The sequence below is a fragment of the Hymenobacter sp. BRD128 genome, assembly GCF_013256625.1.
Taxonomy (GTDB): Bacteria; Bacteroidota; Bacteroidia; order Cytophagales; family Hymenobacteraceae; genus Hymenobacter.
The window spans coordinates 4,513,404-4,538,599 of record NZ_CP053908.1 but is presented as its reverse complement, the minus strand read 5'-3'; the positions used below and the strand labels follow the sequence as shown (position 1 = coordinate 4,538,599).

The window sequence follows — 25,196 nt, the reverse complement described above, 5'->3', positions numbered from 1 at the left end:
GGGCCGGGCCGGGATGCGCCGGTTTGGCGGCGCGGGCCGGACTGGCACGGCCCTTGCCCCGGCTGCGGGCTAGCCCTCTTGTACCTTAGTACGGCGGAAGCCGGCTGCCACTCTGGCAGCCAGTTTGTTCGATTCCGCGCCGGCCGGCCTTTTTCTGCTTTGCCCATGCCCTTTGATTTGTCTGGCCCTAGCCGCCTGTTGGCGGTTGGCCCCGATTCACCTTCCGAAGCCATTGCCATTATGGCCGCCGACCCTGACCACCTACTGCCCGCCGCCGAGGCGCCCGAAGTGCTGGCCCTGCTGCCGGTGCGCAATACGGTGCTCTTTCCCGGCGTGGTGCTGCCCGTGACGGTGACGCGCAAAAAAAGCATTCGGCTGGTGCGCAAGCTGGCCGCCAAAAACGAGAAACTGGTGGGCGTAGTGGCCCAGCGCCACCCCGACGCCGACGAGCCCAGCACCGACGACCTGCACCCCGTGGGCACCCTGGCCCGCATTCTAAAGCTCATCGACCAGCCCGACGATACTGTTACCATCATTTTGCAAGGGCAGGTGCGCTTTCACGTGGGCGAGCAGCTCACGTACTCGCCGCAGCTCACGGCCAGGGTGTCGTACTTCACCGAGCGCGCCCTCGATGCCGGGGTCGATGGCGAAATGGTGCTGCTGCAAAGCCTGCGCGAGGCCGCTGGCAAAGTGCTGGAGCTGACGCCCGAAATTCCGATGGAGGCGCGCACCATGCTCGACGGCATTCAGTCGCCGGCCTTCCTCATTCATTTTCTGTCTTCCAATGTGCAGCTCGAGCTGCCCGCCAAGCAGCAGTTGCTGGAGCTAGCCGACCCCGAAGCTCAGGGCCGCCAACTACTCGAAGCGCTGCTGCGCCAAATTGAGCTGCTGGAAATCAAAAACGATATTCGCACCAAGGTGCACACCGGCATCGACGCCGAGCAGCGCGAGTATTTCCTGCGCAAGCAGCTTAAAACCCTGCAAGATGAGCTGGGCCAGGGCGAAGGCAGCGCCGAGGGCGACGTGGCCGCGCTCAGGCAGCGGGCCCTGGGCAAAAAGTGGCCCGAGGCCGTAGCCAAGCACTTCGACAAGGAGCTAGCCAAGCTCGGGCGCATCAACCAGATGTCGCCCGACTACCCGGTGACGTTCAGCTACGTGGAGTTTTTACTGGATTTGCCCTGGAACGAGACGACCAAGGACAAGTTCAACCTCAAGACGACCAAGAAAATCCTCGACGCCGACCACTTCGGCCTCGAAAAGGTGAAGGAGCGCATCCTGGAATATCTGGCCGTGCTCAAGCTGAAGCAGGACTTAAAGGCACCGATTTTGTGCCTCTACGGCCCGCCCGGCGTGGGCAAAACCTCGCTCGGGCGCAGCATTGCTACCGCGCTGGGCCGCAAGTACGTGCGCCTGAGCCTGGGCGGCGTGCGCGACGAGGCCGAGATTCGCGGCCACCGCAAAACCTACGTGGGCGCCATGCCCGGCCGCATTATCTCGCAAATAAAAAAGGCCGGCGTGAGCAACCCGGTGATTATTCTGGATGAGATTGACAAGGTGAGCAGCGACTTCCGGGGCGACCCCAGCTCGGCGCTGCTCGAAGTGCTGGACCCCGAGCAGAACTCGACCTTTACCGACAACTACCTGGAGGTGGAGTACGACCTGAGCAAAGTGCTCTTCATTGCCACCGCCAACTCGCTCGATACCATTCAGCCCGCCCTGCGCGACCGTATGGAGATTATCGACCTCACGGGCTACACGCAGGAGGAGAAGGTGCAGATTGCCAGGAAACACCTCTGGCCCAAGCAGCTGCGCGAGCACGGCCTGGGCGAAACGGAAGTTAAAATTAACGACGCGGCCTTGCACCGCGTGGCCGACGACTACACCCGCGAGAGCGGCGTGCGCAGCCTCGAACGCCAGTTGGCCGCCCTTACCCGCAACCTGGCCCGCCGCAAGGCCAGCAAGGAGCCGCTACCGGCCCAGCTCGACCCTGGTGACGTGCAAAAAATCCTGGGCTCGCCGCGCTTTGACCGCGACAAAGACCAGGACCACGACACGGCGGGCGTAGTAACCGGGCTAGCCTGGACCAGCGTGGGCGGCGATATTCTGTTCGTAGAGAGCCTCTTGAGCCGGGGCCGGGGCAAGCTCACGCTCTCGGGCCAGCTCGGCGACGTGATGAAGGAATCGGCCATTACGGCGCTCTCCTACCTGCGCTCGCGGGCCGATGAGCTGGGCATCGACTACCGGATGTTTGAGCAGTACGACCTGCACATTCACTTTCCCGAGGGCGGCATTCCGAAGGACGGGCCGAGCGCGGGCATCGCCATTTTCACCAGTATTGCCTCGGCTTATACCCAGCGCAAGATTCGGCCGAAGATGGCCATGACCGGCGAGATTACGCTGCGCGGCCGGGTGCTGCCGGTGGGCGGCATCAAGGAAAAGCTGCTGGCGGCCCGCCGCGCCGGCATCGACCTGATTATCCTTTCGCCCAAAAACCGCAAGGACGTGGAGGAAATTCCGGCCGAGTACCTCAAGGGCGTGCACATTCACTACGCCGAGCGCGTCGATGACGTGCTGGCCGTGGCCCTGCTACCCGAGCTGGTGGCCCGGCCCCAGCACCTGCCCGTGCGCGACGAGGCTCCCGCCCCGGTAGGCCCGAGCGTGGAAGTGCAGTAGCGGAGCCTGGGGCTAGCCAGCAAGCGACTTTCTGGCTGGCCCCAGGCGAAAGCTGGCGCAGCGCGCGTTACCTTGTTTATATGAAACAACTCTTACCGTTTCTTCTGGTGTTGCCCCTGGCCGCGCGAGCGCAGATTGGCGGGCGCGCGGCATTTCCGTTTCTGGAGCTGCCGCCTTCGGCGCAGGTGGCCGCGCTGGGCGGCATGACGGCCTCGACCCGCAGCAGCGACCCTACCCAGTTTTTTGCCAGCCCCGCGCTGCTCAATGCCGACATGGACCACGCGGCCGGATTAAGCTACGTGAACTATGTGGCAGATATTAAGCGCAGCACGGCCGCCTATGCCTTCAATACCGAGAAGCGCGGTCGCTTTGGGTTAGGGCTGACGTATTCTAGCTATGGCGACATACCGAACGTCGACGATGCCGGCAATGTATTAGGCACTTTTGCAGTCAATGAATACGCCCTGGCGGCCGCCGATTCCTACACCAAGGGCAAACTCACCTTCGGCCTCACGGCCAAGCTGGCGGTGTCGGGCCTTGCGGGCAATCGCGCCGTGGGGCTAGCCGGCGACGCGGGCGTGCTCTACAAGCCTCGCGCCGACCAGGATTTTGCGGTGGGCCTGGTAGTGAAAAACGCGGGCTACATGCTGAAGCCTTACACCGCCGCCGCCCGCGAGCCGCTGCCGCTCGATGTGCAGCTCGGCACTACTGTGAAGCCCGAGCACATGCCGCTGCGCTTCACCTTCACGGCCCACCACCTGCACCAGTGGAATATCCAGTACCTCGACCCCAATGCGCGTGGCACCCTCGACGCCAACAACGTAGAGGTAAAGCCCAGCTTTAACTGGGGCGACAACCTGGCCCGGCACTTCACGGCCGCCGCCGAGCTGCTGCTGGGCAAGGGCCTGAGCTTGCGGATGGGCTACAACCACCTGCAAGCCCGCGAATTGCGCCTCGACAATGTGGGCGGCGGGGCGGGCTTCAGCTTCGGCGCCATGCTCAAAATCTCGCAGTTTCAGCTCGATTATACGTATGCGACGCTCCAGGCGGCCGGCAGCAGCAATTATTTCACGCTAAGCCGACGGTTTGGCGCCTCTTCTCCCCCACCTGCACAGTAATTACTCCGCACCGGGTTTCGCAGGGTTAAAACGCCGGGGTTTGCAGTGCTGTTCTGTACTCCTACCCTGCATTTAGGCACCCCAAAACCCGGTGCGACCCTTCCATTTATGCTAGATTCCAGCTTCCTGACGCCGGCCCAGATTGTAGCCGAGCTCGATAAGTACATCATCGGCCAGCACGAGGCCAAGCGCCACGTGGCCATTGCCTTGCGCAACCGCTGGCGCCGCCTGCACGCCCCGGCCGATATGCAACGCGAGATTGTTCCCAACAATATTCTGATGATAGGCGCTACCGGCGTGGGCAAAACCGAGATTGCCCGCCGGCTAGCCATCCTGGCCGACGCGCCCTTCGTGAAAGTCGAGGCCAGCAAGTTTACCGAAGTCGGCTACGTGGGCCGCGACGTGGAAAGTATGGTGCGCGACCTGGCCGAGCAGGCCGTGAGCCGCCTGCGCCAGCGCCGCCAGGAAGAAGTGAAAGCCCAGGCTGCCCAGGCCGTGGAAGACCTCATCCTCGACGCGCTCATTCCGCCGCTCAAGGCGCCGGGTAAGGAAGGGAGCAGCGCCGGCCGCTCCAACCTGGGCTTCGGCAGCGGCGAAGGCAGCGCCACCGACGCCATACCCTCTTCCGACCAGGAGCTGAACGAGCGCACCCGCGAGCGCTTCCGCCAGAAAATCCGCCACGGCGAACTCGAAGACCGGCGCATCGAAATCAACGTGGCCCAGGGTGCCCCCAGCGTGGGTATCATGGGGGCGCCGGGCATGATGGACGAGGCCACCATGTCGGGCCTGCAGGATATGCTGGGCAATATGCTGCCCAAGAAGCAGCGCAAGCGCAAGGTATCAGTGGCCGAGGCCCGCAAAATTTTACTGGACGAAGAAGCCGCCAAGCTCGTCGATATGGACGAGATAAAGGAGGAAGCCATTCGGCAGGCCGAAAACTCGGGCATCATCTTCATCGATGAAATTGATAAGGTAGCTACCAGCGGCAGCGGTAAGAGCGGTGGCCCCGACGTGAGCCGCCAGGGCGTGCAGCGCGACCTGCTGCCCATTGTGGAAGGCTCGGCTGTAAATACCAAGTACGGCATCGTCAATACCGACCATATTCTGTTCATCGCCGCCGGGGCGTTCCACGTGAGCAAGCCTAGCGACCTCATCCCCGAGCTACAAGGCCGTTTCCCCATCCGCGTCGAGCTACAAAGCCTGACTAAGGACGACTTTTATCGCATTCTCAAGGACCCCAAAAACGCCCTCACCAAGCAATATCAGGCCCTGCTAGCCGCCGAAGATGTGCAGCTCACCTTCGAAGATGAAGCGCTGCTCAAGCTAGCCGACATCGCCGCCGAGGTAAACAGTGAGGTCGAAAACATCGGTGCCCGCCGCCTGCATACCGTCATGAGCCGCCTGCTAAATGAGCTGCTCTTCGACGTGCCCGACAAGCTGCCGGCCGGCACCGCGCTCACCATCACGCCCCAGCTAGTAGAAGAGCGCCTACGGGACATGGTGAAAAACCGGGATATGAGCCAGTATATCTTGTAAGCACTTTAGATTCATCCTAAAGTAAAAAAGCCCCCGACCGCATTGGCCAGGGGCTTTTTTTAATAGCAACAGGTTTAGAAACCCGCATTTTGCGTGATTACGCCACCCGTGATATTCACCTCCCGCGCGGGGATGGGGAAGAGGTTACGGAAAGTTTGGGGGCAGGTCGGCAACGCCGTCCGAATGGTATTTGTGCGGCGCAGGCCCACCCAATGCTGCCCTTCGCAGGCTAGCTCTAAGCGGCGCTGAAGCACGATATCGGCAACCAACGCATCCGCGGTCGTAGCGGGACTAGGCGCCAGGCCGGCGCGATTGCGAATAACACTTAACTGCGCGGCGGCCGTAAGTAAATCACCGGTTTGGGCAGCGGCTTCCGCAATGTCAAGACCACTTCAGCGTAGCGCACGCAGTTGAAGTAATCGTCACGGATAGTTGGGTGGGGGTACTGCAGGGTGGCACCAGCGGGCGAAGGGTTGTTATTAATAACCAGATGTTTGTCGCCAGCGGGGTGGGCAGCAATCAGCGCGGGTCCGGGGTCAAACTCGTTGCGGCCACCCGGCGAAGGACACCAGTAGAAGGCCTATAGATTCTGGTCGGTATTAGAGAAATACAGCTGCCAGATAGCATCGGGGGTAGTAGTCGAAGCCAGCGGCATCGAGGCAAAACCTTCTACGGCCGGCATCTGCTGGGCATACTTCCAGGTATTGATGGCAAAATTTGTTGAAGCCGCAAAGTAGTTTACTCTATTAAATTTAAGCGTAGCAAGGAAGCCATTTTTTAACATTTTTTTAAGCTTTTCTTAATTTAACTTAACTCATAATATTTATTGTTTAAAAAATAAATAATTATTTTTTTATTAAAATATAATATTTATTATATTTTAATACTTGCGCTTAAATTCTAGTCGCTAGCTCCTGAATTTACTTACCCAAGGTTTGACAAAAAAGTAATACCTTGGCAGCGGATTTATCTCATTCCGTTGCATGGGGTGGTCTATTTTCACTTTTTCCAAACCTTATAGTATGAAGCATTTTTTTTTACTACTAGTCTTTCTGCTCAGTTGCTTGTGGCATCAGGCAACCGCACAAGACCGTAATATTTCGGGCCGTGTCACGGACCGTTCTTCCGGCCAAGGCTTGCCGGGGGTAACTGTACTGGCTAAGGGCACCACTATTGGCACTTCGACTAACGCTGACGGCGCCTTTGCGCTGAGCGTTCCGACTTCTGCTACAACTCTGACATTCAGCTTTGTTGGCTATACAACTCTCGAACAACCCATCGGTAACGGCACTAATATCAATGTAGCTTTGGCCACTGACTCCAAGCAACTAGGCGAAGTTGTGGTAACGGGGGCATTAGGTATCCAGCGCCAAGAACGGGAAATTGGTTATGCTACTGCTACTCTCGATACGAAAGAAGTTACTCAGGCCCGTGTCACCAACGTGACAAACGGTTTGGCTGGCAAGGTATCGGGTCTGCAAATCCAGACCCTTTCGGCTGGTGTTAACCCCAGCGTACGGGTAACCCTGCGCGGCACGCGCTCAGTTACTGGCGACAACCAAGCCCTTATAGTAGTTGACGGGGTTATCTCAACGAATGAGGTACTAACGTCGCTTAATCCCGATGATATCGCCAGTGTGAGTGTACTGAAAGGTGCCAACGCAGCTGCCTTGTATGGCTCGCAGGCTGCCAACGGTGCTTTGATTATTACCACTAAAAAAGGTGGTAGCACGCCCCAGGTTACTTTCTCTCATACTTCGCAATTTGAGTCAATATCCTTTCTGCCCAAGTTTCAGACAGAGTTTGGCCCTGGTGCCAATGTGTACACGAACAACTTACCGAAGTTTACGGCTAATAACAGCCCCGATGAAGGTTATACCACACAATATCAAGGTTTTGAAAATCAGCAGTATGGCCCACGCTTCGATGGGTCGCTCCGCCCTTTCGGCGAGCCCCTGGCAAACGGCGACCAGCAGATGCTAAGCTTCATCGCCCGTCCTGACGAAAAGCGCAAGTTTTTCAACACTGGCTACCAGACGCAAAATGGCGTTTCATTCTCCGGCGGTGACGAAAAGAGCAAGTTCTTTGCCTCTTATCAGAATGTGCATAACAATGGCATCGTCCCGAAGGACAAGTACGACCGCAATAACTTTCGCTTTAATGCATCGCGAGAATTAGGTAAGCTGACGGTAGGGTTCAATGTCTCCTACTCGCAGCAGGTAGTAGATATGACCTCTAACCTGGACCGCGATAATTCGGTGTACTGGAACATCTTCAATACGACGGTGATGGCTCCCATCACGCAGTATAAGAACTGGCAGACTGATGAATATGCGAACCCCAACGGATACTACAACGCTTACTACCAGAACCCATACTTCATCATCGATAACAACCGCACGAACGACAAGCGCAGCACACTGCTTGGCAATATTGATTTAGCATATAAAGTGTCGGATTGGTTTAAGGTACAGTACCGGCTTGGTACCACCTCTATTGACCAATCGAGCATCATCACACAAGACAAGTTTACCTACAACGCTTATAACCAAGCTGGTAATACCAATAAAACCTCTACCGGCCTCCCCGGCTTCGTGCAGGACCTGAGCAGCAACCTGACCCGTATCAATTCAGACTTATTCGTGAACATGGATAAGACCTTCGGCGATATCAATGTCCGGGCTATTTTAGGTAACAACGTACAGTCGCTGACTAGCCGCTACAACTTCACGGCTTCGAACGCACTAGCTACCCCGGGCCTATTCAACCTGGCCAACCGGGTGGGCGAATTAACCGGCGGTGATGGTACCTTCACTACCCATCAGTATTCGTTCTATGCCGACCTGACCCTAGGCTACAAGGACTTCTTCTACCTGCATGGCTCGGGCCGCAATGACAATATTTCGACGCTGGACGCTGGTAACCGCTCCTTCTTCTACCCTGGGGTTGATGCCTCACTCATTTTCACTAACGCTATCCCGGCCCTTAGAGACGCTTCTTTCTTGGATTATGGCAAGATTCGGGGTGGTATTACCAAAGTTAGCCAGGTTAACCTGGGTAACACTCCCTCTTTCCCAAACAACTCGCCCGCTAACCTTCTCTCGCTTGGTGTCGCTTCTACGGGTGGTGCTTATGCCACGAATTCCGTATATGGCCTGGGCTCTGGCTTCCCTTTCGGTGGTTTAACTTCCTTTACGGCTGGCAACCAACTTGTACAACCCGGTCTTAAGCCGGAAGAAACTCTTTCTACGGAGGTTGGTACGGAGTTGAGCTTCCTCAAGCATCGCATTAGCGCAGCCTTTACCTATTACTCGCAGAAGAGCACCAACCAGACCCTTAGCGGCAGCGTATCGCGCGCTACGGGCTATAGCACCTTGCTGCTCAATGCTGGTGAAGTGCGTAACAATGGTGTGGAAGTTGATTTGAACCTGACACCGATTCGGACGGATAATGGCCTGGTTGTGACCGTTGGGGGCAACTTCAACTATAACAACAACCAGATTGTCAGCCTGCTGCCTACCGTACACGAATTGCCCCTGACCACTGGTGGCAATGCCAACCTTTATGCCACGGAAGGCCAGCCCTTCCCGGTACTGCGCGGCTCCTACTATCAGCGCACGGCTGATGGTCTGATTGAGATGAATACCATCAAAGACCCGGATGGCAACACCCGCTATGTGCCCATAAAGGCTCCCGATACCAAGATTTTTGGTAACACCCTGCCGAAGGAGAAGTACGGTATGAACTTCAGCGTTGCCTATAAGGGCTTCACCCTGGCAGGTCAGGGCGAATACCGTACGGGCTACGTTATCTATAACACCATTGGGGAGAACCTCGACTTCACGGGTGCTGGCCAGCGTAGCGCCAGCTACGGCCGGCAAGACTTCGTGCTGCCAAACTCGGCTATCTCAAATGACGGTGGCAAAACCTTCACGCCCAATACTACCGGCCTAACGCCAGGTGGTGCAGAATTCTGGGCCAGTGGGGCATACAACACGAGTATCGCCGAGAACTATGTAACCAAGGGTGACTTCTTCAAAATCCGGGAGTTGTCGTTGAGCTACGTAGTACCTGCTGCCCTATTGACCAGAACCGGGTTTGTGAAAGGTGCATCGTTGAATATTTACGGCCGCAACCTCTACACCTGGGTTCCGAAGGAAAATATTTATACGGACCCGGAATTCAGCTTCGGGAACTCTGGTAGCAACGCCGTTGGTATCAACACGGTGAACCAGACGCCGCCTACCAAGTTCTACGGCGCTAGCATTACCGCAACTTTCTAACCTACCTTATTCATGAAAGTATTTTTTAAAGTACTGGTAGCAGCGGGTCTCACGGCTGCGGCTACTAGTTGCAAGTCGTACCTCGACATTAACACCAATCCCAATAGCCCCACGGCAGCGACGCCTGATGCCATCTTGGCGCAGGCCCTGACCGCTACGGCGGCTAACTATACTGGTAACAACCCTAGCTTTAATAGCTATGCCAGTTGGGCAGCCGATTATTGGGCCAAATCGGGTATTGTAAACGGGTACATCGAAGAGCGCACGTATAACTATACGACGCAGTATTACTCCGGCTTATTTGACAATACTTATCATAACCTGAATGACTACAACCTCATTCAGTCAACTGGCGCAACAACTGGCTTCCCGTACCACGCAGCCATTGCCCGGATTATGAAGGTCTATAATTATCAACTGTTGGTTGATGAATATGGTGATATTCCGTATTCTACGTCTGTACAGGGCCTGAACAACCTTTCACCTACCTACGATAAGGCTGCTACTATTTATAAGGATTTCATCGTCCAACTGGACGGTGCTATCGCTGACATAAAGGCCGCCAATAAGAATCCTGCTGCGACTTCGGTTGGTGCCGAAGATGTTGTCTTCGGTGGCAACATGACCAAGTGGATTCAATTTGCCAACAGCATGAAGCTGCGGGTCTTACTGCGCCAATCGCAGAGCAGTGATGCCTCTTTGACTGCCTATGTACAGACGCAGATGACTGCCCTTCAGCAATCGGCTGCGGTTGATGGCTTTATCACGACCGATGTATTGGTACAGCCTGGCTACTCACAATCTGCGGGGAAGCAGAATCCTTTTTACAACCGCTACGGTAAGACACCTTCAGGCTCGAATGCTACGGAGCGTAGCTACCAAATACCTACTTCTTATATCATAAGCCAATATCACGATAATAAAGACCCACGTCTTAGTCAGCTTTATACTATTGGGTCTAAAATTGTTGGTAAAGACACCATTGCGGCTTATATCGGGACTACTGCTGGAGAAACATCTCCACCTCTATTCACTTATCCTATAATAGCGTCACGCTTTCTATTTGGTGGTGGCATCCTAAAAGGCTATAACGCTCCTACTGCCTTGATGCTCCTGGCCGAGCAAGACTTCTCGAAGGCTGAAGCCGAAACCCGCAACCTGTTTACCGGCGGTGACGCGGCAGCTAAAATGGATTACTTACAAGGCATTCAGGATTCCTTTAACTATTTCTACCGCCCTGCTACCTCAGGCGCTATTTCGACAGGCAATGGCCTAAATCAGTATAAAACATATATTTCTACTAACGCTGGCAACCCTCTGGTCGATTACGACGCGGCGACGCCTTCCGGCTCCTTAGGCAAGCAATCGGTTATTATCTACCAGAAATACCTGGCGATGAACTCGATTGCAAGCACGGAGGCATGGGACGATTATCGCCGTACAGGACAACCCAAAATTATGGCCTCGCTGGAGTCGACTTCCCCCCGCCCGGATAAGCTGCCTGCGCGCCTGCTCTATCCAATTAGTGAGGTATCGTCTAACGTAGCCAATATTCCTACGGGTGTCAATCAGTTTACTCCCATTTTCTGGGCAAACTAACTGCTAGCATCATTAGAAAAGCGCATTAAAAAGGGCTGTCCAGTTGGACAGCCCTTTTTTAATGCGCTTTGATTTTATAAAAACAGCGCTTAGCGCTGCATCAAATAGCCTTTGATGTACTCATCCAAGTCTCCATCCAGCACGTTTTGCACGTCGGTGCGCTCAATGCCAGTGCGCAGGTCCTTGATGAGCTTGTAGGGGTGCAGCACGTAGTTGCGAATCTGGGAGCCAAACTCAATGCGCTTCTTGGTGGCCTCTACTTTGTCGCGCTCCAGGTTGCGCTTGTCCATTTCCTGCTGGTAGAGGCGCGACTTAAGCATGCGTAGGGCGTGCTCCTTGTTCATGAGCTGCGAGCGCTCAATCTGCACGGCGATGATAATGCCGCTAGGGGCGTGCGTGAGGCGCACGGCGGTTTCTACCTTGTTCACGTTCTGCCCGCCCGCGCCGCCGGCCCGGAAGGTATCCCAGGAAATATCGGCCGGGTTGATTTCGATATTAATCGTATCATCAACTACCGGGTAGGCGAAGACGGAAGCAAACGACGTGTGGCGCCGCCCGCTGCTGTCGAAGGGCGAGATGCGCACCAGCCGGTGCACGCCGATTTCACTCTTGAGGTAGCCGTAGGCAAACGGCCCATCAATCTCCAGTGAGGCCGACTTGATGCCCGCGCCCTCGCCAGCCTGGTAGCTGAGCTGCTTCACGGTGAAGCCTTTGCTTTCGCCCCACATGATGTACATGCGCATGAGCATCTCGGCCCAATCCTGGCTTTCGGTGCCACCGGCGCCGGGGTTGATGTCGATAATGGCCGGTAACTGGTCTTCCTCATCCGAGAGCATGCGCTTAAATTCCAGCGCCTCGACCTTGGCCTGCGTGGCGTCGTACTCGGCCTGCACTTCGGCTTCGCTAGCCTCCCCTTCTCGGTAAAAGTCGTAGAGCACGTCGGTATCGGCCACGGCTTGCTGCACGGCCTCGTAGTCGTCGGTCCAGGTCTTGATGCTCTTGATTTCCTTGAGCCGGGCTTCGGCGGCCTTGGAGTCATCCCAGAAATCGGGGGCCAGGGTTTCGGCTTCGGCCTTGACTACCTGCGCTTTGCGGGCATCGTAGTCAAAGATACCTCCTCAGAGCCTCGGCGCGGCCCTTCAAGTCCTTTATCTGGTCTTGGGTCATGGTGAACTTATAAAAAGTGGGCTGACAGTAGCCCGCCGGGCAAAGGTCGGCATAAAAAAAGGCCGCCCGGCTAGCGGGCGGCCTTTTAGCAATAAACAGGCTAGCGGTGGGCTACACGGCCACCATCCAGCTGTGCGGGTCGGCGGCGCGGCCGGTGCGGATAGCATCGAGGGCCGCACCGACCTTGCGGGCAAAGGCGGCGTCCGTCAGGGCCGGCAGGTCATGGTCGTGGCCTTCGTACCCGATGGTGGCGATGGGCGCGATGGTAGCCGCCGTGCCCACGCCAAAGGCCTCGGTGAGGCGGCCGGCCGTAAGGGCCTCCATGATTTCGCGGCTCGATACGCGGCGCTCCTCCACCGTCAGGCCCCAGCCGCGGGCCAGTTCCAGCACCGAGCGACGGGTAATACCATCGAGAATGGAGGTAGACAGCGCCGGCGTAATTATTTTGCCGTCGATGACGAACATTACGTTCATGGCGCCCGACTCTTCTACGTACTGGTGCTCGGAGGCATCGGTCCAGATGAGCTGGTGGTAACCCTCCTGCTGGGCTAGCTTGCTGGGCAGCATGGCGGCGCCGTAGTTACCCGCGTTTTTGGCGTAGCCGGCACCGCCGGCGGCGGCGCGCACGTACTTCTGCTCGAAGCGCACGCGCACCGGCTTGGTAAAGAATGCCGCTACCGGGCAGGTGATGATGCCAAAATGGTAGGTTTCGGAGGGCCGCACCCCCAGCGCGCCATCGGTGGCAAACATAAAGGGCCGGATGTAGAGCGAGCTGCCGGGCACATTGGGCACCCAGGCGGCATCAAGCTTCACCAGCTCGCGCAGCCCTTGCAGGAAAATATCTTCCGGAATGGCGGGCATGGCCATGCGCTCGGCCGAGGCGTTGAGGCGCTGCCAGTTGGCCGAAGGCCGAAACAGCCCTACGCTGCCATCGGCCTGGCGGTAGGCTTTCATGCCCTCAAAAATGGCCTGGCCGTAGTGGATGGCTGAGTTGGCGGGGCTAATGCTGAGGGGGCCGTAGGGCACAATGCGCGGCTGCTGCCACTCCCCGCCCGTGTACTCTACACTCAGCATGTGGTCGGCGAAGAGCTTGCCAAACTCCATGTTGGCGGGGTCCAGCTCGGTGAGGCGGGACGCGGTGGTGGGCTGGATGTCGATGGCGAGCGTGTCAAGCATAAGGAGTAGGCAGGGTTAAATTACTAAAAAAATGCGCCCGCTAGGCGAGCAGCGTCGGCGTAGGAAAGTTAAAAAATAGGGACAAGCAGGGCAACTAATTGTTGCAGCGCCGCCACTGCAGCAGGCTAGCCCACGTCTTTTACACGCGCGGCTTCCAGGTTACTTCGGTCACGCCCAGGTCGTGGGCCATCGCGCGGCTCAGCACAAAAAGATAGTCGGAGAGCCGGTTGAGGTACATCACCACCAGGTCTTCGACCGGTGATTCTTCGCGCAGGTGAATGACCAGGCGCTCGGCGCGGCGGCACACGCAGCGCGCCACGTGCCCAAACGACACGGCCGGGTGGCCGCCGGGCAAAATGAACTCGCGCAGCGGAGCTAGCCCCTGGTCCATGCGGTCCATCTCGGTTTCGAGCAGGTCAATATCTTCCACGTGCAGGTCGGGGATGCGCTGGTGCACGGCCTTGTCGGGGTCGGTGGCCAGGTGCGAGCCGATGGTGAAGAGACGGTCCTGCACCTCTTTCAGCACCTCGCGGCGGGGCGCGTTCACCTCCTGGTCGCGCAGCAGGCCGATGTAGGAATTCAGCTCATCCACGGTACCGTAGCTGTCGATGCGCAGGCTCGACTTGGGCACCCGCGTGCCGCCAATGAGCGAAGTAAGGCCCTTATCGCCGGTTTTGGTGTAGATTTTCATGGCTGCAGATTCAAACTAATGTAACGGGTTGAACGGATACGCCCGCTGCCTGGGCAAGCTTTTATGAGCGCTGCGTTCGGTGGCAGCGCCCAGGGCCTCCGTTAGGTGGCGAAGGAGTTGACGGCGGGCTGGGTCACCTTGTGGTTTGCCTCGTCGGTTTCAATAAGGCCGTCGCGCAGGCGCACGATGCGGTGCGCGTAGTGCGCGATGTCTTCCTCGTGCGTCACCATAATAATGGTGTTGCCCCTCGCATACAGCGCCTCAAACAGGCCCATTATTTCGTAGCTGGTTTTCGAGTCGAGGGCGCCGGTGGGCTCGTCAGCCAGCAGCACGCTCGGAGTATTCACGAGCGCGCGGGCAATGGCTACGCGCTGGCGCTGGCCGCCGCTCAGCTCATTGGGGCGGTGGCCGGCGCGGTCGGCCAGGCCCACCGAGCGCAGTGCTTCGAGGGCGCGCTCGGTGCGCTCGCGCTTGCCCAGGCCGGCGTAGATGAGCGGCAGGGCTACATTTTCGAGCGAAGTAGCGCGCGGCAGCAGATTGAAGGTCTGGAAAACGAAGCCGATTTCCTTGTTGCGCACCTCGGCCAGCTGGTTGTCGCTCATGCGGCTCACGTCCTGGCCATTGAGAATATACCGGCCGTGGCTAGGGGTGTCGAGGCAGCCCACGATGTTCATGAGCGTGCTCTTGCCCGAGCCCGACGGCCCCATAAACGCCACGTATTCGCCGCGCTTGATGTCGATGCTCACCGAGCGCAGGGCGTGAATGTGCTCGGTGCCCATCACGTACTCCTTGGCGATGTCGGTGGTTTGAATAACGTAGGGCGTGGGGTCGGCAGCAGACATAAGGCGAGAAAGTAAAATCAGCGCGTGGGCAAGGGCGGCTGGTCGAAGTCCGCATTGGCCGCCGCGCGGGCCGCGCGGCGCGCCGCAAATTGCGCCAGCAAGTTAGCGTATTCGGCAGGGCTGAGGCGCACCCGCAGCTGCGCCAGCGCCGACTGGCCGAGGTCGGCCAGTCCCGCATCGGCGGCGGCCAGCGCGTAGGCTTGCAGCAGCGGCACCGAATCGGGATTTTCGGCCAGTCCCTTAGTGAGCGCGTCGTAGGCTTCGACGTAATTTTTTTGGCTGGCAAAGAAGCGGGCGGCGGCCAGCATCGCCAGCTCGTTGAAGGGCGCTTGCTGCACGAGTGCCTGGTAGTGGCGCGTGGCTTCGGGCAGTTTCTGGGCGGCCGCCGCCTGCTGGGCGGCGGCTAGTTCTCCATCCCCCGCTAGTATTACTTTTGCATTGTTTTTCAGCAGATTAGATGAGCGTAATGCCTGGCCCAGCTGCGCAATAGCCGGCTGCGCTGGGCTAGCCACCACCAGCCGCTGATACACCGCCCGGGCCGAATCGGCCTGCCCGGCCAGCGCCAGCGCCCAGGCCTGGGCCAGCCGCGCCTCGGTGGCGCCGTGCTGGGCGGCGAGGGCTAGCTGGCGGGCCGCCGTGGCGTACTGCTGCTGCTGCACTTGCCATACTCCCAGCACGTACTGATAATAGCCGGCCGTGGCCGTGGTGCCTACTGTGAGCGGCGCCAGCGTTTGGCGGGCGGCTAGCTCTTGGCCGGCCGCGTGGCGCAGCAGCGCTTGCAGGAAGAGAATTTGCTCGTAGTAGGGCTCGTTGGCCGGGCGCTCAGCCAGGCGGGCTAGCCCGCCTGCCCATTGCCGGCAACCATCCGGCGAGCCATTACGCGTCATTGTCAGGGCTGCGTGGTAAACCTGCGCGAAAGCAGCCCCATCGAGGTCGGCGGCGGGAGCTGGCGAATCGATGGACACACGGATAAACGCCTTTTTATCAGCGGGCGTTAGCGGCGGCCCGAACAGCTTCAGCAGTTCCTTATTGGCCCGCAAGCCCGGCTCGGCAGCCGTAGCTTTCGAATTGTCGGCCAGCTTTTGAGCGGCCGGCACGAGGTTTTGACTTAGTAGGAAGCCCAGCTGATTGGTGCGGCTCACGTAGCTCTTCGGCTGCAGCCGCTCGGCTTTATCGAGGTAAAATGCCACCGAGTCGGTGAGGGCCGAGCGGGTGAAGAGCTGGGCCATATCGGAGGCCAGCGGGAAGCTGCCGGGCGCGGTGCGGCGGGCCTGGCGCAGCACCTCCAGCGCGTCGAGAAAGTCGGCCGGCCCGGTGAGCAGGGCGTTGAGCTTGAGGCTGATTTTGGCGTCGGGCTGGCGCTTGAGGGCGCGGCGCAGGGCGTTGAGCTCGTTCTGGCGCTGGTCGCGGAAGTGGTAGAGGGCCGCCCGCCCCAGCTGCGCCGAGCGGTTGAAGCGGTCGAGCACGTCGCCGCTTTCGGCGTAATAGCGCTCGGCCAGCAGGGCGAGCGGTAGGTCGTCGGGCCGGCTTTCGCTCTGCTGGCGGGTGAGGTCGCCGAGCTGGTTGTACTGGCCGGCCTGCACGAGGTCGAGCAGCGGCCAGTTGTTGCGCAATTCGTACAAGAACAAGCCCGCTAGCCCCAGGATATACACCGTATAAAATGGCAGCCGACGCGGCTCAAATACCACCCGGTGCACCGCCAGCCGCTGCCGGATGAGCGAGCCAAAATTGACCAGCACGTACAGCAGAAACGCCGCGCCCAGCAGCCCCAGCGCCCGCCCGCTGAAGGCCCGGGCCGCCGTGAGCAGCGGGGCATTGGCCGTGGCCAGGGCGTAGCCCAGCGCTGCCGAAGCCGCCGCTACCAGCAGCCAGTACAGCGGCCGGGCCGCCGCGGAGGGCAGCCAGCCTGCGTAGCTGGGTGCCCGCTCGCGCAGGCCCAGCCCGCCCACGAGCACGGCCGGCAGCAGCAGCACCAGCGGGTCGAGATGCAGGCCCCCGCCCAGGGCCAGCACGCCGTCATTCCAGTAATACAAGCCCAGCGCGCCCAGGTAGAGCAGGCTGGCCAGCACGAACGGCAGCAGGCCAAACCGCCCCTCGGGCCGCTCGGCCTGGGTGTTGAACCAGAGCAGCGCGCGGATATTCTCCACCCCTAGCCACAGCACCAGCGCGGCCACCAGCCCGGCGCCAGCCGGCGTGCCGTAGGCAGCCAGGTGCAGGGCCGTTTCGGCCAGCGGCAGCTTGGTGCGGGCCAGCAGCAGCGCCACCAGCCCGGCCAGCAGTACCCCGAAGATGGCTACCCGCCACACACTGCGCACCTGGTCGCCGAAGGCTTGCAGGCCCAGCGCGGCGGCGCCCAGCAGCGCCAGGCTCAGGTACAGGAAATACTGCTTGGTATCGTCAAAAATGCCTAGTCCGTCGGCATTGAGCGACATCAATAAAAACACCACCGGCACCGTGCCCGCCAGAAAGGCCGGCCGCTGGAGCATGCTCACCACCGCCAGCCAGCCGGCCAGCGCCAGCGCCAGCACCCCTAGCCACAGCCCGGCCGCCAGCGGCTGGGTGTAGGGCCCGGCCACGTCGTGGGTGAGCGTGGTGATGAAGCCGCTCACGGGCAGCGGCAGCCGCGCCGCGCCCACCGCCACCGAATCGAGGGTGAGGGGCACGGGCGCCAAGTGCGGCACCAGCTGCACGGGCAGCGTGGCGCTTTCGCCGGTGAAGTAGAAATAGCTGGCGCCCACCAGGGCTAGCCCCGCCAGCAGCGCAGGCAGCCCCGGCAAGCGGCGCAAAATCGAGGAATCGGGCAAGGAGCGGAAGTAATTGGGGTAACTAAACACGTACTAAAGAACGTCATGCTGAGCTTGCCGAAGCATCTCGCTCGAATCGTCAGGTTAAACCCCAGCGGTGCGAGCGAGATGCTTCGGCAAACTCAGCATGACGTTTTGTTTTTATGCTGATGCACTAGCCGGCGCTAGTCCAGCACCTTGGGCACGCGGAAATAGTCCGAGTCCTTACGCGGGGCGTTGCGCAGGCCTTCCTGGTGGCTCACGGTGTTGCGGGCCTCATCGTCGCGCAGCACGTTGATTTCGTGCGAGAGGTGCACCAGCGGCGCCACGCCTTCGGTATCGACCTGCTCGAGCTGGGCCACCCAGTCGAGGATGCCGTTGAGGTCGGTGAGCATCTGGCCCTCGCGGGCGGGGTCAAATTCGAGGCGGGCCAGGTGGGCCAGGCCGCGGATGGTTTCGAGGTCAGTTTTCATTTATTTAATTTAGAAGCTGGAATGAGGCATTGGTAATTGCACAGTTCTTCATTCCGCATTGATAATTCAATTAAAAAAGCGGCTCGCCTCCGGAATGCCCTTGCCTTCGGGCACGAAGTCGTCGGCAATCTGGGCCATTACGGTGGCCTTGAGGGCGGGCACGTCGGCCTCGGTGAGGCCCTTGGTGTCGATGGCTTCGTGGAATACGATGCGCAGCGGCGCGTGGCGCACCCGCAGGCCATCCACCGAGGGCATAAACTTGTGGTTGAGAGGCATACTTACCGGTACCAGCGGCACGCCCAGGCTGATGGCCAGCTGAAACGCGCCATCCTGGAAGGGCTGTAGCTCCTCGCCAGGCTTGGGGCCGATGGTGCCCTCGGGAAAGAGCGCCAGCGGGCGGCCCTCCTTAAGGCCCTGCTTGGCCAGGGCAAAGGCACGGCCCCGGCTCACCACACTGCGGCGGTTGACGGGAATATACGTCTTGCCAAAAATCGGCCCCCAGAGTGGAAACTTCACCAGCGCATCCTTACCCATCATGTTGAGAAAGCCCGGAATGGTGTAGAACAGCAACAGAATGTCGATATATGAGCCGTGGTTGGCCACGTAGATGCAGGGCTGGGGCACCGGCTTGGTGCTTTCGCGCACGATGGTGAGCGGCACGCCCCACATAAAGATGGAGAGCTTGGCCCAGTTGCGGTTGATGGCGTGCAGGTGGCGGCGCCACTCGGGGCGGCGCACCAGTAGCAGCTGAAGTGGGTAGGTGACGAAAAACGGCAGCACAAACCAGAACGTGGCCCACGTGGTGTAGAGCCGGTGGCCGAGGGTGCGCAGGAAAGCAGGCATAAAGACAAAATTACGTGGGCGGGCGGGCTAGCCCGGCCCGGCGGCGGTAATTCCGGCCAAAGCCAGGCTAGCCAGCGGGCGAAAAAAGCCCCGGCATGTGATGTACGCAAGTAGCCAGCGTTAGTAAATAGACAAGAAACGCTATTAATGCAAAGTGTTGATTATTAATCAATAAACTTGATTTTAAACCAGTACTCGGGGCTAGAACGACTGCTACTTTTGAGCCTTTTTGAGCTTCGCCTACTTGTTACACTCCGCTACGCAACTCGTTTTTCCTTGGGCCGGCGCGGTGGTCGGGCCGTTGGTTTCTCCGTGCATTTTGCGCTGCTAGGGCCACCGGCCCGGGCCCGGCTACCCTGCGGGGCACGGCCCTCGATGCCAAGACCGGCGAGCCGCTCCTTGGCGCTACTGTGCTGGTGCTGCAAGCCGGCCGGGGCACCACGGCAGGGCTCGATGGCACCTTTCTGGGCGCCGCGACGGCCACCCCCGCCACCCTGCGCGACTCGGTAGACCTGACCTGGAAATAGTGAGCAGTGAGTAGCGAGCACTTAGAGGAAAACTTTCACTGTTCACTGTTCACTCTCATCTCTAATACCTTCTCGGCCTTGAGCAAACCCGCCACGCTGATGGCATCGGTGATGCGGTCGCTCATGCACAGGGCCACGGCCTGGGCTAGCGGCAGCTTCCAGAGGCGCAGGTCTTCGGTTTCTTCGGGCTCCCACTCGCCCTGGGTCAGGTCTTCGGCCAGAAATACGAAGCCCTCCTCGTCGGTGACGGAGTTGGAGGTGTGCAGGCGGGCAATGCGCGTCCAGCGGGCGGCGAGCAGGCCGGTTTCCTCGCGCAGCTCGCGCTGGGCCGATTCCAGCACGTCGAGTTCCACGGGGCCGCCGCCCATCGGAATCTCCCAGGTGTATTCATTAAGCGTGTAGCGGTACTGGCCCACCAGCCAGGTATTGCCTTCCCTATCAAGGGGAACGATGCCGATGGCCTTATTTTTCATCGACACCACGCCGTAGATGCCGGGGCTGCCGCCGGGGTTGATTATCTCATCCTGGCGCACCCGAATCCAGGGATTCTGGTACTTTATTTCCGAGCCCAGCGTCTGCCAGGGATTGTGGTTTTCATCGAGGTCGTGGTGCGGATGTTCGTAGGGCATAGCGGCAGTAGTGAAAGTGATTTGGGGCAAAAATAGCCCCTGGCCCGCCACCACCCCCCCAACCCCGCACCAGGCCGCCGCGTACTATCCCTGGCCTGGCGGCCGCTTACCATCCAGCCGCCCGGCTTGCTTTTTATGGCTGATAAAACCCAAAAGCCCGCCGACGACTCGCTGCTCAACCTCAAATTTGCCCAGGCTGAAGCCGACCTGGCTGCCAAAACCGGTGGCCTCGGCCCCACCACCAACGAATACATCTCGACCGACGAGGACGACGAAATAACCCAGGCCGAAGGCCCCCGCGACAGCCAGGGCCAGCGCCGCGGCGAAACCGACGACCTGCCCAAGGGCGACTCGGCCGGGGTGCACAGCTAGGCTCTCATTTTCATGCACTTTATAGATTGTAACCCTGCCCCGCCGCACCACCGGCCGCTCGGCAGCCGCCTGGTTCTGCAATTGATTGCGCTGCTGCTGGCCCTGCTGTTGCTGGGTGGCTGCCAGGCCAGCCGGGGCGGCCCCGGCACGCCGGCCCGCACGGTAGCCGCTTTTTTTGCCAAGTACCGCGACCGCTCGGGCTTCCGCACCACCGAGTGGTCGGCCGACTTATTGCAGCGGATGGCCCTGGTGCGCGTAGGTAAGCTGCTGGGCGGCAACGACCTGACCAACGCCATTACCAGCATTCGCACGGCGCGGGTGATGACCTTCACACCCACCAGCGGTAGCGCCCGCAACCTCGTGAATGACGGCCTGAACAACGAAGTAAATGGCTTGCTGCAAGCCGAGCGCTACACCTCGCTCGTGACTTCGAGCGCTGGCGCCACTGATTATCATTACGTAGTGAAAGCCAGCGGCGACCAGGTGAGCGAGCTAGTGGCCACTGGCTCGATGCCCGATGCGCTCGGCTCGTTTGTACTGGTGCAGGTGCAGGGCAATTTCACCCGCGCCCAGGCCGAGGCCCTGAGCAAAGTACTGCCCGAGGCAGTGCAGCAAACTACTGGCCGCTAGCCTTCCGCTTGCAGCGTAAAGCCAACTTGTACGGAACGTCGGGCTGAGCTTGGCTCGGCCCGACGTTCTTTTTTTGCCCGGCTGGCCGGGGCCGTCAACTCCCGGCTGGCCGGTGCAACTTTGCAGCTTCTTTCATTTAGCGGCTAGCTTACTTGACTTCTTTTTTGATTACGGGCGGGGCCGGATTTGTGGGGGCCACGCTGGCGCTGCGCTTCAAGGCGGCGCACCCCGCGGCCCGCGTCATTGCCCTCGACAACCTCAAGCGCCGCGGCTCGGAGCTGAACCTGCCGCGCCTGCGCCAGGCGGGCGTCGAGTTTGTGCACGGCGATATCCGCAACCAGGAAGATTTTGCCGCCCTGCCCGCCGTGGAGGTGGTTATTGAGGCCTCGGCCGAGCCGTCGGTGCTGGCCGGCCTCACTTCGGCCCCCGACTACCTGGTGAATACCAACCTGCTGGGCACCATCAATTGCCTGAACTACGCCCGGCGGCACGGCGCAGCGTTCGTGTTTTTGTCCACGAGCCGCGTGTACCCCATCAACCAGATTGAGCGCATCGCCCTCACCGAAAGCGCCACGCGCTTTGAGGTGGCGGCCGAGCAGCCCATGCCCGGCATGAGCCCGGCGGGGCTAGCAGAGAATTTTCCGCTCGAAGGCTACCGCTCGCTCTACGGCGCTACTAAGCTGTGCTCGGAATACCTCATTCAGGAGTACCACCATTTCTACGGCTTAAAAACCATCATCAACCGCTGCGGGGTGCTGGCCGGGCCCTGGCAGATGGGCAAGGTCGACCAGGGCGTGGTGGTGCTGTGGGTGGCGCGCCACTTCTGGCGGCAGGGGCTGGGCTACATCGGCTTTGGGGGCACCGGCAAGCAGGTGCGCGACGTGCTGCACGTCGATGATTTGTACGACTTACTGGAAATCCAGCTGGCTAGCCTGGCCAGCCACAACGGCCAGACCTACAACGTGGGCGGCGGCCGCGCGGGCAGCGTCTCGCTGCAGGAGCTTACGGCTCTGTGCCAGGAAATAACCGGCCACAACGTGCCCATTCACGCCGAGGCCGAGACCCGGCCCGCCGATATTGCCCTCTACCTCACCGACAATGCCCGCGTGAGCGCCGCCACTGGCTGGGTGCCGCGCCGCCCGGTGCGCCAGCTGGTGCAGGACGTATACGACTGGCTGCGGACGCACGAAGCCGATTTGCAGCCGATTTTGGGCATGGGCTAGCACCGGGCGGAATGCGGTAAGAACGTCGTGCTTCGGCAAGCTCAGCAGGACGTTCTTTTATCTTTGTCTACGGTGCTAATGCGCATCGTCCAGTACAGATTATGAAAGTTGCCCTCATTACCGGGGCTGGCGGCCTGATTGGCAGCGAGGCCGCGGCGTTTTTCAGCGAGAAGTTTGACCTGGTGGTGGGCGTCGATAACGACATGCGCCGCTACTTCTTTGGCGAAGCGGCCTCGACCGACTGGAACCGCCAGCGCCTGCAGGCCGACTACGCCAACTACCGCCACCACGCCGCCGATATTCGCGATGTGCCGGCCCTCACGGCCATCTTTCGGGAATATGGCACCGACATTGCGCTGGTGGTGCACACGGCCGCGCAGCCTAGCCACGACTGGGCCGCCCGCGAGCCGTTCACGGATTTCAGCATCAACGCCACCGGCACGCTCAACTTACTGGAAATGACCCGCCAGCACTGCCCTGAGGCGGTGTTCATCTTCACCTCGACCAACAAGGTGTACGGCGACAACCCCAACCTGCTTCCGCTGGTAGAGCTGGAAACCCGCTGGGAAATCGACCCGCGCCACGCCTACTTCGAGAACGGTATCGACGAGCAGATGAGCATCGACCACACCACGCACTCGGTATTTGGCGCTTCCAAGGTGGCTGCCGATGTGCTGGTGCAGGAGTACGGCCGCTATTTTGGGCTGCAAACGGCGGTGTTTCGAGGCGGCTGCCTCACGGGGCCGCGCCACGCGGGCGCGCAGCTGCACGGCTTCCTCTCCTACCTCATGAAGTGCGCCATTACGGGGCAGCCCTACACGGTATTTGGCTACAAGGGCAAGCAGGTGCGCGACAACATTCACGCCCATGACCTGGTAAATATGTTCTGGCACTTTTACCAAGCGCCCCGCCCCGGTGGGCAGGTGTATAATGCGGGCGGCGGGCGCTTTGCCAATTGCTCGATGCAGGAGGCGATTGCGCTGTGCGAAACCATCGTGGGTAAGCCCATGAACCACACGTACTCCGGCCAAAACCGGGTGGGCGACCATATCTGGTACGTGAGCGACGTGGGCCACTTTCAGCGCCACTACCCTGGCTGGCAGCCCCAATATGACCTGGTGAGCACGTTGACGCAGATTTTCAACGAATTGCGGCTGCGCCAAGCGGTATGAAGCTCAGCGTCGTCATTCCGGCCTACAACGAGGAAGAAAGCATCGCCGAAACGCTGCGCACGCTGCACGCCAAGCTGGTGCAGGAGGGCATAGCCCACGAAATCGTGGTTACCAACGACAACTCGAAGGACGGCACCCTGGCCCGCCTCACCGAGCTGGCCCAGGAAATTCCGACCCTGACCACCTACACCAACCCCGGCCCCAACGGCTTTGGCTACGCCGTGCGCTACGGCCTGGAGCGCTACCAGGGTGACTGCGTGGCCGTGATGATGGCCGACCTCTCGGACGACCCCGCCGACCTCGTGCGCTTTTACCACAAGCTGCAAGAGGGCTACGACTGCGTATTTGGCTCGCGATGGATAAAGGGCGGGCGCGTGGTCGACTACCCGGCCCACAAAAAAACCCTCAACCGGGTGGCCAACACCATTGTGCGGGCCGTGTTTCGGCTGCGCTACAACGACTGCACCAACGCTTTTAAGCTGTACCGGCGCAGCACCATGGATGGGCTCAAGCCCTTCCTCTCGCCACACTTCAACCTCACGCTGGAGCTGCCGCTCAAAGCCATTGTGCGCGGCTACACCTACGCCGTGCTGCCCAACTCGTGGACCAACCGCAAGTATGGCGAGTCGAAGCTCAAAATCAAGGAGATGGGTAGCCGCTACTTCTTTATTCTGGTGTACTGCCTGATTGAGAAATACTTTTCGCGGGGCGATTTTAAGAAGGCAAATTGAGGGCCTAGCCAGGGCGTATCTTGGTCGAATAATTTCTGTTTTCGGCTATGCGCAAACCCTTACTTGTTGCTGGATTACTACTGAGCCTAGCCGCCTGCCACAAGACCGACGACGCCCCAGGCCTCGACTTTGGGGCCGGCGACGGCATCTCCTACCGCGATGCCAGTGGCATGGCCAACGGCACCCAGGACCCCACCGACTGGACGGCCGACGCCACCTGGACCGCCCAGGAAAAAGCCCTGTTTCCGGAGCTCAGCATTTCGCTCGAAGGCGCGCCGCAAACCAGCTTCCTGGACCGGCTTACCCTGTACCCCAACCCGGCCGCCGTGGCCACCTGGGCCGTCGTCAGCAAAAACGGGGCTAGCGGCCCCAGCCCGTTTTCGACCGCGGCCGTGCTCGTGAGCCGCGACGTCAAGGAGGTGCTGCGCCTGCCCCACGGCTACGCCGGCAGCGGCTACTACGCCACGGCTTTCGACTACGCCAAGCTGGGGCTGACGCCCGGCGAGCGCTACCGGCTCTACTACGTGGTTTTTAACGGTAACGGCCTCATCCTGAAGGGCCACGGCGACGTGCGCTACGGTAAGTAGCCCCGTACTAAGGCTAGCTACAAGCTGTTAAGCTAGCCCCGATGGCGCGAGGCTCTGCCCGTGTCTGCTATTTCGCCGGCCGCTGGCCGGCATTCAGTGCACGCGCAACCTTACGCCCGCCGGCCAGTGGCCGGCGAAATA

At 59.9% G+C, this 25,196-nt stretch carries 21 protein-coding genes; 11 read left to right on the top strand and 10 right to left on the bottom strand.

What is annotated here, in order from left to right; genetic code table 11:
- The first annotated feature begins 240 nt into the window (after positions 1-240).
- The 3 genes from lon (at position 241) to hslU (ending at position 5,327) form a co-directional block, all read left to right on the top strand.
- Positions 241-2,673 carry an endopeptidase La gene (gene lon, locus GKZ68_RS20080; RefSeq protein WP_254244304.1) on the top strand — a complete coding sequence of 811 codons (2,433 nt, stop codon included), beginning with the start codon at positions 241-243 and terminating at the stop codon, positions 2,671-2,673.
- Positions 2,674-2,753: 80 nt separating this feature from the next.
- Positions 2,754-3,791, top strand: coding sequence for a type IX secretion system protein PorQ (porQ, locus tag GKZ68_RS20075; protein WP_173117948.1), 1,038 nt, complete (start codon positions 2,754-2,756; stop codon positions 3,789-3,791).
- 108 nt (positions 3,792-3,899) lie between these two features.
- Entirely contained in the window at positions 3,900-5,327 is a 1,428-nt protein-coding gene (gene hslU, locus GKZ68_RS20070; RefSeq protein WP_173117945.1) for an ATP-dependent protease ATPase subunit HslU, read from the top strand.
- 74 nt (positions 5,328-5,401) lie between these two features.
- Here the strand turns inward: hslU and GKZ68_RS22840 are convergent, their stop codons facing one another.
- Together GKZ68_RS22840 and GKZ68_RS20060 are read right to left on the bottom strand one after the other, a co-directional pair.
- Positions 5,402-5,707 (bottom strand): RagB/SusD family nutrient uptake outer membrane protein, encoded by a 306-nt coding sequence (locus GKZ68_RS22840; protein ID WP_173118579.1) that lies wholly within the window; start codon positions 5,705-5,707, stop codon positions 5,402-5,404.
- 200 nt (positions 5,708-5,907) lie between these two features.
- Positions 5,908-6,111, bottom strand: a complete 204-nt coding sequence (locus tag GKZ68_RS20060; RefSeq protein ID WP_173117943.1) for a hypothetical protein — start codon at positions 6,109-6,111, stop codon at positions 5,908-5,910.
- Between the two features lie 238 nt (positions 6,112-6,349).
- On the opposite strand from GKZ68_RS20060, the gene GKZ68_RS20055 reads away from it, so the two are divergent.
- Together GKZ68_RS20055 and GKZ68_RS20050 are read left to right on the top strand one after the other, a co-directional pair.
- On the top strand, positions 6,350-9,610 hold the full coding sequence (locus GKZ68_RS20055) for a SusC/RagA family TonB-linked outer membrane protein (RefSeq protein ID WP_173117941.1): 3,261 nt from the start codon (positions 6,350-6,352) through the stop codon (positions 9,608-9,610).
- Between the two features lie 12 nt (positions 9,611-9,622).
- Positions 9,623-11,209, top strand: coding sequence for a SusD/RagB family nutrient-binding outer membrane lipoprotein (locus GKZ68_RS20050; protein ID WP_173117939.1), 1,587 nt, complete (start codon positions 9,623-9,625; stop codon positions 11,207-11,209).
- Between the two features lie 89 nt (positions 11,210-11,298).
- Here GKZ68_RS20050 and prfB read toward each other — a convergent pair.
- The 8 genes from prfB to GKZ68_RS20010 all read right to left on the bottom strand — a co-directional run bounded on the left by prfB (position 11,299) and on the right by GKZ68_RS20010 (position 20,340).
- Positions 11,299-12,376 (bottom strand): peptide chain release factor 2 gene (gene prfB, locus GKZ68_RS20045; protein WP_217275281.1). Its coding sequence is split into 2 segments (ribosomal slippage): positions 11,299-12,315 and positions 12,317-12,376, totalling 1,077 coding nucleotides; the frame shifts between segments, so codons are not numbered across the junction.
- A 111-nt stretch (positions 12,377-12,487) separates the two neighbouring features.
- Positions 12,488-13,552 (bottom strand): branched-chain amino acid aminotransferase, encoded by a 1,065-nt coding sequence (locus GKZ68_RS20040; RefSeq protein ID WP_173117938.1) that lies wholly within the window; start codon positions 13,550-13,552, stop codon positions 12,488-12,490.
- 139 nt (positions 13,553-13,691) lie between these two features.
- On the bottom strand, positions 13,692-14,243 hold the full coding sequence (locus GKZ68_RS20035; protein WP_173117937.1) for a cob(I)yrinic acid a,c-diamide adenosyltransferase: 552 nt from the start codon (positions 14,241-14,243) through the stop codon (positions 13,692-13,694).
- A gap of 101 nt (positions 14,244-14,344) precedes the next feature.
- Positions 14,345-15,085 (bottom strand): ABC transporter ATP-binding protein, encoded by a 741-nt coding sequence (locus GKZ68_RS20030; RefSeq protein ID WP_173117936.1) that lies wholly within the window; start codon positions 15,083-15,085, stop codon positions 14,345-14,347.
- A gap of 17 nt (positions 15,086-15,102) precedes the next feature.
- Complete coding sequence (locus tag GKZ68_RS20025; protein ID WP_173117935.1) at positions 15,103-17,889, bottom strand: hypothetical protein; 2,787 nt, start codon at positions 17,887-17,889, stop codon at positions 15,103-15,105.
- 164 nt (positions 17,890-18,053) lie between these two features.
- A complete protein-coding gene (gene gatC, locus GKZ68_RS20020; RefSeq protein ID WP_173117934.1) occupies positions 18,054-18,341 on the bottom strand; it encodes an Asp-tRNA(Asn)/Glu-tRNA(Gln) amidotransferase subunit GatC in 288 nt (95 codons plus the stop codon).
- A 66-nt stretch (positions 18,342-18,407) separates the two neighbouring features.
- Positions 18,408-19,184 carry a 1-acyl-sn-glycerol-3-phosphate acyltransferase gene (locus tag GKZ68_RS20015; protein WP_173117933.1) on the bottom strand — a complete coding sequence of 259 codons (777 nt, stop codon included), beginning with the start codon at positions 19,182-19,184 and terminating at the stop codon, positions 18,408-18,410.
- A gap of 562 nt (positions 19,185-19,746) precedes the next feature.
- Positions 19,747-20,340, bottom strand: coding sequence for an NUDIX hydrolase (locus GKZ68_RS20010; protein WP_173118577.1), 594 nt, complete (start codon positions 20,338-20,340; stop codon positions 19,747-19,749).
- A gap of 135 nt (positions 20,341-20,475) precedes the next feature.
- Here GKZ68_RS20010 and GKZ68_RS20005 point away from each other — a divergent pair, with 135 nt between their 5' ends.
- The 6 genes from GKZ68_RS20005 (at position 20,476) to GKZ68_RS19980 (ending at position 25,055) form a co-directional block, all read left to right on the top strand.
- Entirely contained in the window at positions 20,476-20,712 is a 237-nt protein-coding gene (locus GKZ68_RS20005) for a hypothetical protein (RefSeq protein WP_173117932.1), read from the top strand.
- 12 nt (positions 20,713-20,724) lie between these two features.
- A complete protein-coding gene (locus GKZ68_RS20000) occupies positions 20,725-21,342 on the top strand; it encodes a DUF4252 domain-containing protein (RefSeq protein WP_173117930.1) in 618 nt (205 codons plus the stop codon).
- 152 nt (positions 21,343-21,494) lie between these two features.
- A complete protein-coding gene (locus tag GKZ68_RS19995; RefSeq protein ID WP_173117928.1) occupies positions 21,495-22,565 on the top strand; it encodes an NAD-dependent epimerase/dehydratase family protein in 1,071 nt (356 codons plus the stop codon).
- Between the two features lie 101 nt (positions 22,566-22,666).
- Positions 22,667-23,737, top strand: coding sequence for an NAD-dependent epimerase/dehydratase family protein (locus tag GKZ68_RS19990; protein WP_173117926.1), 1,071 nt, complete (start codon positions 22,667-22,669; stop codon positions 23,735-23,737).
- Positions 23,734-24,468 (top strand): glycosyltransferase family 2 protein, encoded by a 735-nt coding sequence (locus GKZ68_RS19985; RefSeq protein ID WP_173117924.1) that lies wholly within the window; start codon positions 23,734-23,736, stop codon positions 24,466-24,468. Before GKZ68_RS19990 ends, GKZ68_RS19985 begins: the two co-directional genes overlap by 4 nt.
- A gap of 47 nt (positions 24,469-24,515) precedes the next feature.
- Complete coding sequence (locus tag GKZ68_RS19980; RefSeq protein WP_173117922.1) at positions 24,516-25,055, top strand: hypothetical protein; 540 nt, start codon at positions 24,516-24,518, stop codon at positions 25,053-25,055.
- The last annotated feature ends 141 nt before the right edge of the window (positions 25,056-25,196 follow it).